The following is a 15,100-nucleotide window of genomic DNA, read 5'->3' as shown; positions in this document are numbered from 1 at the left end:
GTTCAGTCGCGTCGCTACTCTGGCGTCCGATCTCGCCTCCGAAATCGAATTCGAGAAATAGAAAGGCGGATTTCAACTTGATCGAATTGCGTCCCTAGCTCGATTGACGTCTTCAACGTCACGCCAAGATCGAGGCTGAGAACGTCCACCATCTCTACTATTTCGTTCCATTTTCTATCTCTGTCCTTATGCAGCGTCGGCGACGCTTGTTCGGTCAGCTGTCGGCGCGAGGCCGCCAGTGACATGAAGCAGGAGACCGGCAACGTCGGCCGGGATAGCATCACCGCGCCAAGCGACGTACTGATCCGGACGTATCAGCGCGAAGCGGGCGCGATACCGCTCGCGAAGGCGTGCATCGGACGGCGCGATAATCTTCAGCGGCACTTTGCGCACCTCAGCCTCGGCGGCGAGACGAGTAGTCTCGCCTTCGTCACCGTCGGCGACCAAAAGAGTAAATCCGACACCGAAATGGTCGTAGAGCGACGAGCCATCGGCCAGCCAAAGATGAGGCGCGAGACAACCAGGATGCGCCGAGGGAACATAGAGCATGAAATGCTCTTCAGGCGGCTCACTGCCATCTGCAACAATGACGCTTGAGTTCGCGTATCGGGCTCCCAACACGAGCCCAAGCGTTTTGAACTCGCGAACTTTCGTAGCCATAATCATTTCGCTAACTTCGTGCCGCGTAGCATCCCCGATCGAGCCAACCTCCTCGAGGAAGGGACGAATTAGTTGATTGCCTACGGTCCCGTAGTTGACTGTGGCTTCAGCGATCGTGCGCAGGTGAACCGGGCGTCGCTCCTGTTCGTATGATTTGAGCAGGTCTGGTCCAGCCCAGCCGCGCAGAGTCGCCGCGAGTTTCCATCCCAGATCGACGGCGTCACCGATTCCCATGTTCATGCCAAACCCACCGAACGGGGGGTGCAGGTGGCAGGCATCTCCAGCGAGGAAGACGCGCCCTCGTACGTATCGGTCGGCGACGAGTTGATGTGCCATCCATGCGTCAGTGCCAACGATCTCGATCTCGAGATCGGCAAGACCCGTCCCCCTTCGGATTAGCTCGACAGGATCAATCGCAGCGACATCTGGACCTTCGGCAAGCTTGGTTGCCATGAAGAACCAGAGGCCGGCTTGATCCATCGGCCCCAACAGCGACGGCACGTCTTGATTGATCATCCAGTACATGATCGCCGGCCCATGCCGATGATGGCTGGCGAGCAACGGAGCGCGGAAGATGATGCTATAATTCCGCGACGCGGCACCGTCTCCAATCATCTTCGCGCCAATCGCTTCGCGCACGCTGCTGCGTGCCCCATCAGCGCCGACTAGGTAGGCGCCTTGAGTCTCCCACTCTTCGTTTGATGTCATGTGGCGGAAGCGCGCGCGAACACCGCCTTCAGATTGCGCGAAATCGATGAGCTGTGTCTCGAACAACAGGTCGACGCAACCTAGGGACTTCGCATGCCGACGGAGAACTTCTTCGAGGACATACTGTGGGACCCACTGGGCCTCCTCGGAATAAAGATTGTTCCTTTCCCGGGCCCCGTTGAAAGCATTTTCGAACCGTGCGAGTTGCGGGCCGTTCATTCGCGTGGCGAAAACGACGCTTGGCGGATAGTCTGGAGGGATGGGTGAAGCCTCGCGCAAGGTATTGGCGATCCCCCAGCGGCGGAGGTGCTCTCTTGTCCTCACATTAGTCGTTTTCGCGCGCGGGCTGTAGCCGACTCGATCGTTCTTCTCGACTACCAAACAGCGAATGCCGCGCTGCCCAAGCTCGATGGCACAAGAGAGCCCAACGGGGCCTGCTCCCACGACGATTACGTCGAAGCTCTCGCAGTCAGACATTGCTCGCTTCATGTAACCGGCTTCCCCTCCCTCAGTCGGCGTCGTCTTCTCGCACCGCACGGGCCGCACAACGCACCTTGATCGCTGTAGATACGACTCGACATCGATCCCAAGAAGATGGCAGGTTGATCGCAGCGATAACCAATCGGTATCAGGCGATGAAACTCCATCAGCTTCGAAATATTGTGGCGATTGCCGAACAGGGGAGTCTGCGCGCCGCGGCGCGCCATCTTGCTCTGGCCCAGCCAGCGTTGACGCGCAGTCTTGGTGAGTTGGAACGCGAACTCGGAGCGGCGCTGTTCGAACGGCAATCCCGCGGCATGGTGCTCACTCCGATCGGTCAAACTTTCATCAACCGGGCGACGTCGGTGCTGAACGACGTCCGCCGCGCGCGAGAGGAGGTCGACCAGTTGCGCAAGAGCGAAGGAGGCGGCGTCGTTGCCGGCCTCTCAATCGCGGCTCATATTGCGATGCTTCCGAAGGCCATTGGCCCGTTCAAGGCCCGATTTCCGACAACGCACCTTCACATCATCGAAGGGTTCTATCCCACGCTGGAAAGCGGCTTGCGTAACGGGTCGATTGATTTCTACATCGGCCCGAAACCTGATACGCCAGTGCTGCCAGAATTCGTACAGCAGGAACTTTTTCGGAATACGCGCACGGTCCTTTGTCGCAAAGGGCATCCGCTGGCCGGCGCACGGTCGATGAAGGAGCTTGCCGGCGCAGAATGGGCGACGACATCCATCACGCTGCGGGCCGCAGAAGAGTTGAGCGAGTTGTTCGAGAATCTGAGGCTTCCACCGCCCAAGCTGATGTTACGAAGCCAATCTGCGTTGTCGCTCATCGTGTCGCTCGCCTACAGCGATCTGCTCGCGATGGTGCCAAAACAGTGGGTCGAGTTCGCGCCGACGGCGGATGTGCTTAGCACCATCGCCGTTAAGGAAGTGCTGCCCGCTCCGCCGATCGTGCTAATCAGGCGCTCGGGCGTGCCACTCACGCCCGCTGCCACGCATCTTGTCGATCTGCTGTGCAGGGGCATTCCTTCCGCCTCCTCGGTCGCTCGTCGAGGCAAACCGTCCAGGCGGTGACCACACTGGACTAGGCGATTGGTTAGAAATCAAGTTTCTGCAACAAGACGTCCATGGCAGTCGTTCGCTCGAAGTTAATGTTGGCGCCTTCCTGGATGTTACCGAGCGCGCCGCGCAGTGCGCGCAATGCCTCAGTGCACGTCTCCAGAGCCGTCGCGGTCTCGGCGATAGAGCTTTCCTGATGTCCAACCGATTTGGCTATTGCAGCTAACCGCTCCGCCATACCTTTGATGTCGGCACTGATAATGCGGACCAACTGGATGGTCTCACGCGAGGATAATTGGATCTGCCTCACCTGAGAGGCAATGTCCTCGGTCGCGCGCGACGTCTGGTTCGCGAGTTCCTTGACCTCGTTGGCCACGACGGCGAATCCCCGGCCAACATCGCCGACACGCGCCGCCTCGATGGCCGCGTTGAGAGATAGCAAGTTGGTCTGCCTTGCGATCTTGTTAATCAGGTCGACCACCGAGGCGGTGCGCTCGACGCTTTTCTCCAGGGCTCCGGAGTTTTCCTGCGCAAGATCGACATTATAGGCAATCTGGCCGATCGTTTCGGAGGCCGACTTCGCCTGACTCGAGATATCGGCTATCGAGACTCGCACCGTCTGTGATGCCTCGGCCGCGGAGAGAGAACTCTTTTCGAGATCGGAACAGGAATCCATCGCCGAGCGGAGCGCGCCGCGCGCGTAGCCGACATTGCGGTTCATGGCTTCAACGAGACCGACAATCGAGAATACCACTTCGCGGTTGGCCTCGGTGCTGCGGTCCTGCGCGATCTCGATGCTCTCCACATCAGGCATTCGCAAATCCCCGGTTGACTTAACGTCCTGTCCCACTGATCGGTATGCGACGGCGTTGTCTCATCAATCCAGTAGGGCTCTCCTGCCGCCCCGGACCGATCGCCGTCAAGTACTTGGCCGGAGGTTGAGAAGAGGCGATTCCAGAATGATCGCCAACGTGAGCTCTAGGTGTTGATCCAAGAGCCGACACGCAGCTTCAGCATTGCGCGCGAGAACGGCATCCAGAATAGCCCTGTGCTCCGCATCCACGTCGCGCGGCCCTCTCCCCAAGGCGACCGAGAGATGACGGTATCTTTCGGCCTGTGCGTACAGCGTTTCCCTGAGCGTGAGCAGCCAACGGCTGCCGCATCCGGCAGCAAGCGCCGAATGGAACATAGTGTGCGCTTCGGCCCAGGCAGGATTCAGCCTTGGAGGATCGCCGAGTTGGACTGGAATCCGATGCAGGCGATGATACGCCGCAACTGCCGCCGTCTCCCACTCAACGTCGCCCTTCTCGATTGAGCCACGTAAGCAGAGTTGCTCGATCGTGGCGCGCGTGCGCGTGAGATCGCGCAGTTCGTCGGCAGAAACATCGGCGACCGAAAAGCCTTTCTGCGCAGTTGCCACCGTCAGCTTCTCGGCGGTCAGTCGTGACAGGGCCTCGCGAACTGCGCCAGGACTGAGGCCGAGCCGGAGCGCCACCTCGTTGATGTTGATCTTCGAGCCGGGCGCCAGCTTGCAGCCCATGATCTCGTCGTAGAGAGCTCGGTAGGCAGCGTCAGCTTTTGTCAGGCTGCTTGTGGACGAAGCACTCGTGTTCATAACAAAATTATTCGTCAAGAAATAGACATTTGCAAGTATCATTTATTTCTAATTGACAAATATATTTTCTAGGAGGATGGTCCGGCCAATTAGCAGCGACCAGCGAAGAGAGGATCCCTTGCGTTTCCTGCGTTATCAGATCGGGCCGACCGAAGGCCTCGCCATACAAACTGACGGGCGTACACGCGGCCTGCTCTCGACGCACCCGAGATATCCCGGCGACCTCGACGCTCTGATCCGCAGCGGGACCCCCGCGTTGGAAGCCGCCCGCAAAGCGCTCGAGGCGGGCGATGACGTCGTCATCACGGCGGTGAAACTTCTGCCGCCCCTTCGCGCCCCGGAGAAGGTCATTTGTGTCGGCTTGAACTACCGCGATCATTCGACCGAATCCGGCTTCGAACAGCCGACCTACCCGACGCTCTTCGGCCGCTTCAATTCGAGCCTGATCGGCAATGGCGTACCAATCGTTAGGCCTCTTCAGTCCGCACAGTTGGACTATGAGGGCGAACTCGTCGCTGTAATCGGGAAGGGTGGCCGAAACATTGCCCGCTCCGACGCCCTCAATCACGTAATCGGCTATTCTATCTTCAACGATGCCTCGATCCGAGACTATCAGTTCAAGACCCCGCAATGGACTGTTGGCAAGAACTTCGACAGCACCGGCGCGTTTGGACCGGTGTTCGTCACGGCGGACGAACTCCCAGCCGGTTGCAAGGGTCTACAGCTCCTGACCCGTCTGAACGGTGAAGTAGTACAGAGTGCATCGATCAGTGACATGGTCTTCGACGTCGCGACCCTTGTCTCTGTAATCAGCGAAGCGATGACCCTCACCTGCAATGACGTGATTGTCACGGGAACGCCGTCCGGCGTCGGCCTATCGCGCAAGCCTCCGCTTTACATGAAACCTGGCGACATGGTCGAAGTAGAGATCGAACGGATTGGCGTCTTGTCGAATCCGATCGTCGATGAGGACGAACTCGTGGCGACGTAACGAAAACGTCGCTGCGAAGCGCGAACCGTCACCACGGCGGTCGATCGCGAGCTCGCGGACCCAACGGGAGAAGTGACAATGACGGAAATCCATGGCTTCATCAAACCGAGCCGTCGACCCGGCGAGCTTGGAATCCACTCACTCGATCGCTTCCATTTCGCTGTCCCCAACCTCAGTGCGGCCCGGATCTTCTACGCCGAGTTTGGCCTCGATGTAGGAGAGACCAGAAATCTCATCACGCTCGGGACCTTTGGTCATCCGCATCTGTGGGGAACGATCGGCGAAGGGCCGCGCAAGAAACATGGGTACATTTCGTTCGGCGCCTTCGACAGCGACATTGAGGCTTTTGCTCGGCGCCTTCAGGACATGGCAATCCGTCGTCTAGATCCTCCACCGGGCGTCGAATCGAACGGCCTGTGGTTTCACGATCATGACGGCAACCTGATCGAAATCAAAGTCGCCGCAAAGTCCTCGCCCGCCGAGAAGTCAAAGTTCACGTTCACGTCGTCGCGGCCCGGCGAACGCGGAGCGCCGTTCCGCAGCGAGATCGCGCGAACCAGGCCGCGCCGCCTCGCCCACATCCTGATGTTCACTCCCAATGTCCGTAAGGCGATCGAGTTCTACACCCGCGTCCTCGGTATGCGGCTCTCGGACCACTCGGGCGATGGCATCGCCTTCCTTCACGGCATCCACGGTAGCGATCATCACATGGTCGCATTCGCGCACTCAAACGCGCCAGGGCACCACCATTTCAGCTGGGACGTCGGCTCCGTCGACGATATCGGCGTCGGCGCTATGCACATGCTCGAGAAGGGCTTCGTGAAAGGCTGGGGTCTAGGCCGGCACGTGCTCGGCTCCAACTACTTCCACTATGTACAGGACCCGTGGGGCAGTTTCAGCGAATACTCCGCTGACATCGACTACGTCCCCGCCGACTGCGATTGGCCGACGGGAGATTTCTCACCGGAGAACTCTTTCTATGCTTGGGGCCCCGAGGTTCCCGAGGACTTTGTGCACAATTACGAAGCAGACTAGAGCAACGATAACGATCTATGGGAAAATTACAGTCATCGGCAGGCAAGTGTTACCTGCCGATCGACAATGCAGTTATGGCCAAGGTGAGAGTAGAATGCGTCCCCGCACATTTCCCTGTTCAAGCAACTCATGAGCCCCGCGTATCTCGGATAGCGGCAAGACGGCATCGATCGCGGGGTTGATTTTACCTTGCCCGAGCAGATCGAGCACGGCCCGTTGGTCATCGAGGGTCGATGCTCTCGCGCCGCGCAGGTTGAGCTCCAGCCGCAGGCAATCTCGCGTGCTGACTGGAATCGGCGCGCCACCTCCCTCCACCGCAGCGACGACAAGCGTGCCTCCGGGCCTCAGCGTATCGATGCAGAGTTTCAGCATCGCCGGATCGCCGCTGTAATCTACCGCCCCATCAATCCCGAGCGCGGGTGCAACCTCGCGGACACGGCCCGCATCACCCTCGCCCGTCAGCACCACGACGTCCGCAGCGCCGCGCTCGCGAAGAAAGCCTGCCTTTGTCTGGGATCGGGTGACGGCGAGCACGCGTAGACCCATCGCGCGGGCGAGATCGAGCGTGGCGGTGCCCATGCCGCCCGACGCGCCGATCAGCAGCAAGGTGTCGCCGAGATCAAGGCCGAGCCGGTTACTGAGCACGCGATGCGATGTGGCGTAAGACCACAGCGCCGCCGCCGCGGAGCTAGGCTCGACAGCATCGGGCAGATGCATCCAATAATGTTCGGGCCGCGAGACGTATTGCGCATTGCCGCCGAAGAGCGTGTGGCCGGGATATTCGATGTCGGTCGAGAGGTTGCCGAACCCGCGAATGGTGAGCGGCGACGCAGGATTGGCCGGATGGACCAGTCCGACCACGCGGTCGCCCGGCTTGAACGCCGTCACCTGCGGTCCCACCGATTCGACGACGCCTGCGGCATCGCGGCCCAGTTGCATCGGCAGCGGGAAAGGCTTGCGTCCGGGCAGCACTGGCAGATCGCCGACGCGGTACTTGACATCCCAGGCCGACACGCCGGTGGCGAGTACCTTCACCAGCACATCGCCCAGGCCTACCTCGGGTTCGGGATAGTCATCGTATCGCAGCTTCTCGCGCCCGCCATGCTCGAACAGCCAGACAGCCTTCATATCTTCTTCCCTGCAAGGAGCGTCCACATGTTAGGCCCCGGTCGCCTCCCGATGCCACGCGCATGCACGGTGCCCTCGCAACCACGCGGTGCCTGTTTCCTATTTTTGCTTAGTTCGGGCTGGCGAAATGCAGACAGTTCAGCGCATCAAGCCCGCCTCAACGAAGTATCGACGAGCGCCGGCGTGCAGCGGAAGACCTGTGCGGGTCATTTTCGTGGGCTCCAACGGATAGCTTAGTGGACTCCGCTCTGGCGCAATATGCTGATACTGACGTTCAATCTTGAACCGCGTCTCGATCAGACACCACGTTAACAAGTAGGCAACATCGTCAGGCATATCGTCGCGCACGACGATAACGAAATCGGCAAAATCCAGAGTATCGATCTGCGTAGACTGGCCGTCCCAGTATCCCGAAGGTATTGTCCGGCGCGGTAGCCCGAGCTGTCCGTCAAGCCGCTCCAACGCAGTCGCCTCTGCGGAGATAGGAGAGAGAGTTCCGCCTTCGATCAAAGCACGCCACCAGGGCGCCATGATGGCCTCTTGGAGCGCAGCATCTGCCTCGCCGTTGCGAACGAAATCGAGACACTGCTCCGGACGATGCGCGGTCACATAACGCCCACCCCATGTCTCAAGAACTTCGCGTGTTATACCGTGGGCTTCCATGAAGCGCTGAGCGACATATCCGATGAAGTTCCCCTCGTCTTCCCTCGAGGTCGCGATGCGCAGCGGCGGCCGCAGGCGGCGTAAGTCGTCAAAAGAGCCAATGCCGTATTTGGGTTTTACTGCGAACATCATGCAATCGTTCTGCGGTAGGACCGCCAGCGCGCGCAGGCGCGGCATCGGTTCGCGCGCAGAAAAGATCGCTTCGCCAGTCAGGGCCTTACTCATGAGCCGATGGGGCGTCACGATGCAGAGATCAGCCTCTCCGTCATTCACCTCCCAAATCGCCTCGATCCCGCCACCGCGAACGCTCGCAATACGTGTTCGGCTGCGAGGCCCTGCTCGGTCACAAAATTCTTGGGTTAGCCAAGACAGAATCCGATGGAAGTTTGCCTGCCCCCAATCGCCGACCAGATCGAGCGAAATGGATCGGGTAACTCCAGGATTTTCACGTGTTTGCTCAGCCATCAGTTTCACTCGTGAGGATTGACGACACCCATCCAGATCGGCATGGAGCGGGTCGTCAGTGCTTCGACCGCTCGATCAACATCTTTGAGTGGAAAGCGATGACTGATCAACTCGTCGATCTTTAAAGTCCCACTTCTCAGGAGATCTAGCGCAAGGTGCGTATCGGATCGTGTATGATTCCGAGTGGCAACGACGCGCCAGCACCTGCGCAACATGGTCGCCAAGGGGATCGGGAAGACCTCCACGCTACCACCCATATGGACAAAAGAACCTCCTGAGGCGAGACCGCTCACCGCCGGCCAAAGGCCTGATCCATTCGGTGCGAAATCGAGAATCGCATTGGCTCCATCAGGAAGAACCTCGCTAAGGCGGGCCGCGAACGCCGCCTCCAATTTGCCATCATCAAGCAAATCGTCGACAGCCAACAAATCAGTTGGGAGAGTGGTAAGCGCCCGAAGTGGCTCCAGGCGCGCATGCGATCGTCCAACTAGCACGAGGCGTGCCACTCCGAAGAACGGAGCAAGCTTGATCGCAGCGGTTCCCATAGTCCCCGATGCGGCGAGAATCATGACGGTGGCACCAGGTCCAAGGTCAGCGCTCTTGAAACAACGGATAGCGTTGGCAAGATCGTGCACCTTTGCGCCGACATCGAAGCTGACATTATCAGGCAGCAAATCCACGTAGCGAGCCGGCACACGGATATATTCCGCGAGCGCACCCTCGTGATACCGCTGATACTCTGGTACTGGTTCGTTCCCGTGCGCGACAAACCCAATCATCGCGGCACCGGCGCACATCTGCTCGCGGTCAGAGACGCAGAAGCGGCATCGACCGCACGTCATCGTTGGATGAAGACGTACCCGATCTCCCTCGCGGAATTCTCGTACATCGCCGCCCGTAGCGGCTATGAATCCAGCGGCCTCATGTCCTAACGTCGTCGGCAATTGGTGTAATAGCCCGCGCTTGAGCAACGTAAACATGCCCGGCGCAAGACCCGCAGAGTGAACCTTGATAAGTACGTCCTGAGGCCCAACCTCCGGAATTTCGATACGCTCAAGACGCGTGACCGTCTCTCCACGATTTGCGCGAAGCGCGAGCATCTTAGCCATGCTTTCTCCTTTCTGGAGTCGATTCTTCAAGCGCCGCTTTTCGCCGGAAGCCGAATTTTCGAGGTCATATCCGCGACACGCACCGGCTCCGCGACGGCCGGCGTGCGCTCAGTCGTCAGAATCGATAGGTATTGGGTTTCTTCCTCCGCAAACGAGGCGAACGCACAGCCAAAGGGAATCGAGACAAAATCACCGGCGCTTAACTTCACGGCTCCGCGCTGCGTCACCAATGTTCTGGTACCGTAAACCTGATATTGAATTTCATCGGCACAGCGGTGTCTTTGATACAAGCTCGGCGCGGCGTTGTTTAGGGTCGTGCTTCCGATCCACACTTTCGGAGCACGGTAGATCCACTGCGTTTCGTTGACTGCGGCAGATGGACGAACGACAGCTAACCGGTCAGCGCTCCGCTCCGCGGCCCTCAGCAGCAATAACTCGTCGACCATCGAGGCAGCAACGTCACAGTGCGGCCCGCCTAAGCAGAAGGTCGTTGCTTCGATGCAAGGTCTCGCCTCCCAACCGTCAAATGGGGGAATGAGGTAACGTCCTACTCTATCCGGCTTGACGCTAAGCTGCGCGGGACCGTGAACGTAGAACAACAGATGGATGTCCTTACGACCGAAATTGTCATGCGCAACACCCGTCGGAAGCGATACGAGATCACCCGCTGCCAATTCAACGGTACCCTGCTCGGTCATGAGCGTGCGCTCGCCGCAGACCTGAAACGATATCTCGTCGACGTCGGTATTGCGGTGATAGAATGGCTGGCGGGCGTTCATATTTTGCCATTCTAGCCGCAGATATGGACCTTCGAACACGCCGCGCGGAGCGGCGAATTTCATGGGCTCGTATTCGGCAGGGAAATGGTAGACCGGCAGTGGACTATTCGCGCCCCATTTACCTGCCATCGGGTGATTGGGAATGCTGAGAAGCAGATCCTCATCTCGCTCCAACATGAGCGCAGGCGCGTCGTTTGGCAGAGAGTCGAAGACTTCAGTTATAATCGCCATCGAATTTCCTCCTATCAGGAATCCGGCCTGCTGCTGCCAGACTCCTATCTGTCTTCTTGATCTCGGAGTTCGGTTATCCAAAGGTCCCAAGCGCGACCGATCTGGCTGCGCGTCGTCGCATCACAGGCCTGGGCTTCCTCCGCCGAAAGATAGCGTGGTCTGCCAAGAAGCATCGCCGAATGCTGCAGTCTCGCGCAGCGCTCGGTCCACACGGCACGAAATACCGCCTCCCGCAGGGACTGTCCCACAACGGTGAAGCCGTGACCGCGCATAAGCACTGTATTGGCCGCCCCCAGATGCCGAGCAAGGGAGGCTCCGAAAGTTGGTTTACTGATCAGTAGATCGGTTTCGGTACCGGCAATTTCGGCAACGTCATGAGGCGAGGGTGTACCCTCGAGAAAACCGCACATGTGGCAAATCGGCCGCAAGGGAACATCAGCAACGACGGTGAACGGCAGGACAGAAGGCGCATGGCTATGCACAATCGCCGCAACATCAGGTCTGGCGCGATAAATCTCTGAATGAATGAAGCGCTCAAGGAACGGTTTCGCCTGGCCGCCATCGCAAAGGTCGCCATTTTCATCGTGGAGAAAGATATCCTTGGCAGTGACAAGAGCCGGCGCCATGCTGCGCGACATCCAGAAGCCATGCCCGGCCTCGGCGTCGCGCATGCTGACGTGGCCGAAGGCATCCAGGACGCCCTGGGCGTACAGAATCCGATTGGCCGCGACGATCTCGTTGAGTCGAGCGGTCATACCGTTTCACTCGGCAGCCGCGCCGCAAGAAACGCGAAGGTTGCCTCATTGGCCTTTGCGGCCGCCGTTGGATCGTAGTGGTCGCCGCCGACGCGGGCAAAGGCATGACCAGCCTCAGGATGGGAGAGCACCGTTATTCGGTTATTCCCCGCAAATGCGCGCCGGATGGCCACTTGCGCATCAGGCGGACACAAATGATCCTTCTCGGCGACATGGATGAGCGCCTCCCCCTCAAAATCAATCGCCGTGTCGAGGACCGTATGAAGCCCAGTACCGTAGTATGTCACGATGACATTCACGTCGGGACGGTCAGCGAGCTGAAACGCCAGCTTCCCGCCCAGACAGAAGCCGACAACCGCAATCTTACCCGTCACCTCTGCCTGGGCACGCAACCAGCGAACCGCAGCGTGAGCGTCCTCAAGGGCCCGATGATGGTCGAGCCCCTTCATAAGACTCATGGCGCGCTCATAAGCACCCTCGGAGGAAGGATTGATTTGTACGCCCGGCTCCTGTCGCCAAAAGAGGTCGGGCGCCACCGCGAGATAGCCCTCAGCCGCGAACCTATCCGCAATTGCACGGATATTCGCGTTAACACCGAAGATTTCCTGCAACACGACCAACGCACCACCGTTCGGACGCCCTGGCCGCGCCAGATAAGCTGCCATTTTTCCGTTTTCGCGAACAATCGCGATGCTGGAACCGGTCATAGGCCCTCCCAATGCCGAGCAAAATCCCTCGGTGCCGTCCTATCTCAGATATAGAATAAACCAAGCTTCATCGTCAAATGTAAATATCATTTTTTGATAATTACGTGACATAGATATGGTCCGTTAGGCAAAAAATGATAAAAGTTAAGAAATACCCTGATTGTCTAATGTCCTTAGCCTTCTAGTGGTCCTTAGAGAGAGTCTCGGCGAGCATGGAGGCAGCAGGCACCAACGCCATAACCAGGCGGCGTTCGAGTGCTTCATCGAGGTCACTCGCTCGCAGAATGAGGCTCATGCTGGCGTTGATCGCTACACTCGAACAGGATACCGGCGCAGCAATACCGACGAGGCCCGCGTCAACCTCTCCGCGGGTGATTATGTAGCCCCGCCTTCGAATGGCTGACAGTTCAGAGGTGACATCCTCGATGGAGATGTCCTCGTCCGCCGCGCCTCGCACGATCTTGTTCAGCTTCGCTCGCGACAATTGCGCCAAGATGGCTTTGGAGGTTGCGCCGCGAAAGAGCGGCATTGGCCTGCCTCGTTCGTAGCTCGTTGCGATCGGAGAGGTCGACGTGCGGTTGTCGGCGACGCAAATCACTTGATCGCGATAGAGGCGAGCGAGGACTGCCGCACAGGGAATTTGCACAGTTCCGAGGAGGTCGCGCAACATTGGCTCGCCCTCTCGGATAAGTGGATCCGCGATCCGCAGGCGACGATCAAATTCGATAAAGGCTGCGCCGAGACGGTACTTGGCTTCAGTTGCAGGATCCAAGAAGCCTTGCGCGACCAAGACTCTCACCGTGCGATAGACCGTGCTTGCCGGCACATTGGTCGCGTCGGCGATTTCCTGGATCGTCCAGACTGGACTACGCTCGTCGAATAATCTCAAAACATCAAAAAACCGATCGAGCCCTGCCATCGGAATCCTCAAAAAACCCGCATCAACATCCATCGAGACTGATCTAATTGCCATCCGTGACTGAACTTGGTCAATCTGGGATAATGGCCTTGAGATCGCGTTCAAGGATAACTTTGAGGCGCAGGTTGAGGTTGCCCCCAATAAGATGGGCTACAACGCCACGAGGACAGATTCATTCGTTTGGGCCACGCGTTGAGTCGGCCGAAGTGACAGGACCATATCGGCGAGACCTTCTGCCCGCGCAATCGGTAGCGCGGCCGCAACATAACGATCGCGTCGCAGCAACAACGCGTGACCGAGATACGCCCTCAGGGCTGGCGCGCTGAAGAGCCGACTCACGTCACGATAGACGGGAAAAGCACCATCCACTGGATTGACCCATTCGGGCGTCAAACCGACTATCATCGCTCCAGCGACTTCAAGAGCACTCGCGACCTCGGGCGACATCGTCCGATCCGGATACTCGTCGAACACCAGCACGACTGAGCGATCGGGCAATACCTGGTCGAGCAGACTGCGATTTCGCCGCGCGTCCTCTACAATTGGCTGAGGTATGAGCCGCCCGACCATCGTCGCTCTCTCTGAGCGGCCGTCCGGCCACATCAAGCCCGCGCGGAACCGTGGCTTGGGCTTGTAGCGCATCTGCGCAAAATAGTCGCGCGCCAACGGATAGAGCCCAAGCATCCGAAATGCCGCCCGCGTCAGCATTGCCTTGAACGCACTTTCCGGCATCATCACCTGCCCCATCCTCAATGCGAGCGCAATCATTTCCGACGCGTGTGGTCTACGCTCGATCTCGTAGCTTTCGAGGAAGTTCGCGTCCACGCCGCCGCGGACGGCCTCGGCCAGCTTCCAACCGAGATTCTGTGCATCGCGTAGGCCGCTATTCATCCCTTGCCCCGCAAAAGGTGGCGTCAAATGTGCGGCATCGCCCGCCAGAAAGATGCGGCCCTCGCGCCAGCGAGCCGCGATGCGTGCATGGAAAGTATAGACCCGAGTTCGGCGCAGTTCCGCATTGCGATCGGGACCGACACGCGTCAGCAATTCGCGCACCAACCGTTCGTTCGTCGCCGCCTCACCATCCACTCCGGGATGCAGCATGAATTCATAACGGCGGATATTGTCCGGCCCAGGCAACGAGATGCAGGGCTGCGCAGGGTCGCAACGAACCTCAGTGTGACGAAAGCGGTTCTCGGTTCGCACAAGATCGACGATCAGCCAACGCTGCGCAAAGGTCGAGCCAACCAGTTCGATGCCAAGCTTGGTGCGTGTCGGCGAACGTCCGCCGTCGCAAGCGACCAGGAAATTTCCTGTCACAATGCGCGTCGCCCCGTTCGCGTCGTGGACCTCGATCGTGACAGAACACTCGTCTTGGGTGAAGCACGTCATCTCCCAGCCGAACATCTGCCGGACGTGCGGATAGCGCATAAGGCCATTCTTTAGCACGCGCTCAAGCTCCGGCTGCTGAAAGGCATTGCGCTTATCGAAGCCATAGTCTTGCGATGTCGGCTCCACGGTGAGGAATACCTGCCCCGATGGAGACAAATAACGTGAGCCGTAGCCACGCGCCATGATCGCCTCGACCGCATCGGAAAGGCCGATCGCCTGCATGGTCCGCATGGATTCGTCGTCGATGGACACTGCCCGCGGTTCCTGCACAGTGGTCAGGTTGCGCTCAATGAGAACGACGGACACCCCCATTCCGCCCAAAAGATTCGCCAGCGTCAGGCCTGTTGGCCCCCCTCCCACTATCACCACTTCCGCGTTCAATGCAGACGTTTCCAT

At 58.9% G+C, this 15,100-nt stretch carries 14 protein-coding genes; 3 read left to right on the top strand and 11 right to left on the bottom strand.

From position 1 onward, the window contains the following. Positions 1-186 precede the first annotated feature (186 nt). The gene (locus tag ACR9YP_RS17800; RefSeq protein ID WP_474220591.1) at positions 187-1,857 is read right to left on the bottom strand and encodes an FAD-dependent oxidoreductase; all 1,671 of its coding nucleotides are present in this window, start codon (positions 1,855-1,857) and stop codon (positions 187-189) included. A gap of 113 nt (positions 1,858-1,970) precedes the next feature. On the opposite strand from ACR9YP_RS17800, the gene ACR9YP_RS17795 reads away from it, so the two are divergent. Then, entirely contained in the window at positions 1,971-2,933 is a 963-nt protein-coding gene (locus ACR9YP_RS17795) for a LysR substrate-binding domain-containing protein (protein ID WP_474220590.1), read from the top strand. A gap of 22 nt (positions 2,934-2,955) precedes the next feature. On the opposite strand, the gene ACR9YP_RS17790 is transcribed toward ACR9YP_RS17795, so the two are convergent. Continuing rightward, the gene (locus ACR9YP_RS17790) at positions 2,956-3,732 is read right to left on the bottom strand and encodes a methyl-accepting chemotaxis protein (protein ID WP_474220589.1); all 777 of its coding nucleotides are present in this window, start codon (positions 3,730-3,732) and stop codon (positions 2,956-2,958) included. Between the two features lie 105 nt (positions 3,733-3,837). Continuing rightward, a complete protein-coding gene (locus ACR9YP_RS17785; protein WP_474220588.1) occupies positions 3,838-4,575 on the bottom strand; it encodes a GntR family transcriptional regulator in 738 nt (245 codons plus the stop codon). Between the two features lie 76 nt (positions 4,576-4,651). On the opposite strand from ACR9YP_RS17785, the gene ACR9YP_RS17780 reads away from it, so the two are divergent. Together ACR9YP_RS17780 and ACR9YP_RS17775 are read left to right on the top strand one after the other, a co-directional pair. Next, positions 4,652-5,524 (top strand): fumarylacetoacetate hydrolase family protein, encoded by an 873-nt coding sequence (locus ACR9YP_RS17780; protein WP_474220587.1) that lies wholly within the window; start codon positions 4,652-4,654, stop codon positions 5,522-5,524. Between the two features lie 78 nt (positions 5,525-5,602). Next, the gene (locus ACR9YP_RS17775; protein WP_474220586.1) at positions 5,603-6,559 is read left to right on the top strand and encodes a VOC family protein; all 957 of its coding nucleotides are present in this window, start codon (positions 5,603-5,605) and stop codon (positions 6,557-6,559) included. 72 nt (positions 6,560-6,631) lie between these two features. On the opposite strand, the gene ACR9YP_RS17770 is transcribed toward ACR9YP_RS17775, so the two are convergent. The 8 genes from ACR9YP_RS17770 to ACR9YP_RS17735 all read right to left on the bottom strand — a co-directional run bounded on the left by ACR9YP_RS17770 (position 6,632) and on the right by ACR9YP_RS17735 (position 15,100). After that, the gene (locus ACR9YP_RS17770) at positions 6,632-7,687 is read right to left on the bottom strand and encodes a quinone oxidoreductase family protein (RefSeq protein WP_474220585.1); all 1,056 of its coding nucleotides are present in this window, start codon (positions 7,685-7,687) and stop codon (positions 6,632-6,634) included. Between the two features lie 138 nt (positions 7,688-7,825). Continuing rightward, the gene (locus ACR9YP_RS17765; protein ID WP_474220584.1) at positions 7,826-8,815 is read right to left on the bottom strand and encodes a TAXI family TRAP transporter solute-binding subunit; all 990 of its coding nucleotides are present in this window, start codon (positions 8,813-8,815) and stop codon (positions 7,826-7,828) included. A 5-nt stretch (positions 8,816-8,820) separates the two neighbouring features. Next, a complete protein-coding gene (locus ACR9YP_RS17760) occupies positions 8,821-9,924 on the bottom strand; it encodes an alcohol dehydrogenase catalytic domain-containing protein (protein ID WP_474220583.1) in 1,104 nt (367 codons plus the stop codon). Positions 9,925-9,950: 26 nt separating this feature from the next. After that, the gene (locus ACR9YP_RS17755; RefSeq protein ID WP_474220582.1) at positions 9,951-10,934 is read right to left on the bottom strand and encodes a hypothetical protein; all 984 of its coding nucleotides are present in this window, start codon (positions 10,932-10,934) and stop codon (positions 9,951-9,953) included. Between the two features lie 44 nt (positions 10,935-10,978). Beyond that, positions 10,979-11,689: a class II aldolase/adducin family protein gene (locus ACR9YP_RS17750; protein WP_474220581.1), complete on the bottom strand. Its 711-nt coding sequence runs from the start codon at positions 11,687-11,689 to the stop codon at positions 10,979-10,981. After that, entirely contained in the window at positions 11,686-12,396 is a 711-nt protein-coding gene (locus ACR9YP_RS17745; RefSeq protein ID WP_474220580.1) for a dienelactone hydrolase family protein, read from the bottom strand. The genes ACR9YP_RS17750 and ACR9YP_RS17745 overlap by 4 nt, the downstream gene beginning before the upstream one ends. Positions 12,397-12,577: 181 nt before the next feature. After that, the gene (locus ACR9YP_RS17740; protein ID WP_474220579.1) at positions 12,578-13,315 is read right to left on the bottom strand and encodes an IclR family transcriptional regulator; all 738 of its coding nucleotides are present in this window, start codon (positions 13,313-13,315) and stop codon (positions 12,578-12,580) included. A gap of 150 nt (positions 13,316-13,465) precedes the next feature. Continuing rightward, complete coding sequence (locus tag ACR9YP_RS17735; RefSeq protein WP_474220578.1) at positions 13,466-15,100, bottom strand: bifunctional 3-(3-hydroxy-phenyl)propionate/3-hydroxycinnamic acid hydroxylase; 1,635 nt, start codon at positions 15,098-15,100, stop codon at positions 13,466-13,468.

The organism is Bradyrhizobium sp. BR14999, assembly GCF_056106085.1.
The sequence above is the reverse complement of the archived record's forward strand: the minus strand, read 5'-3'. Positions and strand labels throughout refer to the sequence as shown.

Coding starts and splice junctions, on each gene's coding strand:
- ACR9YP_RS17800 (WP_474220591.1), bottom strand. CDS start 1,857: ATGAAGCGAGCAATGTCTGACTGCGAGAGCTTCGACGTAATCGTCGTG.
- ACR9YP_RS17790 (WP_474220589.1), bottom strand. CDS start 3,732: ATGCCTGATGTGGAGAGCATCGAGATCGCGCAGGACCGCAGCACCGAG.
- ACR9YP_RS17785 (WP_474220588.1), bottom strand. CDS start 4,575: ATGATACTTGCAAATGTCTATTTCTTGACGAATAATTTTGTTATGAAC.
- ACR9YP_RS17775 (WP_474220586.1), top strand. CDS start 5,603: ATGACGGAAATCCATGGCTTCATCAAACCGAGCCGTCGACCCGGCGAG.
- ACR9YP_RS17770 (WP_474220585.1), bottom strand. CDS start 7,687: ATGAAGGCTGTCTGGCTGTTCGAGCATGGCGGGCGCGAGAAGCTGCGA.
- ACR9YP_RS17765 (WP_474220584.1), bottom strand. CDS start 8,815: ATGGCTGAGCAAACACGTGAAAATCCTGGAGTTACCCGATCCATTTCG.
- ACR9YP_RS17760 (WP_474220583.1), bottom strand. CDS start 9,924: ATGGCTAAGATGCTCGCGCTTCGCGCAAATCGTGGAGAGACGGTCACG.
- ACR9YP_RS17755 (WP_474220582.1), bottom strand. CDS start 10,934: ATGGCGATTATAACTGAAGTCTTCGACTCTCTGCCAAACGACGCGCCT.
- ACR9YP_RS17750 (WP_474220581.1), bottom strand. CDS start 11,689: ATGACCGCTCGACTCAACGAGATCGTCGCGGCCAATCGGATTCTGTAC.
- ACR9YP_RS17745 (WP_474220580.1), bottom strand. CDS start 12,396: ATGACCGGTTCCAGCATCGCGATTGTTCGCGAAAACGGAAAAATGGCA.
- ACR9YP_RS17740 (WP_474220579.1), bottom strand. CDS start 13,315: ATGGCAGGGCTCGATCGGTTTTTTGATGTTTTGAGATTATTCGACGAG.
- ACR9YP_RS17735 (WP_474220578.1), bottom strand. CDS start 15,100: ATGGAAACGTCTGCATTGAACGCGGAAGTGGTGATAGTGGGAGGGGGG.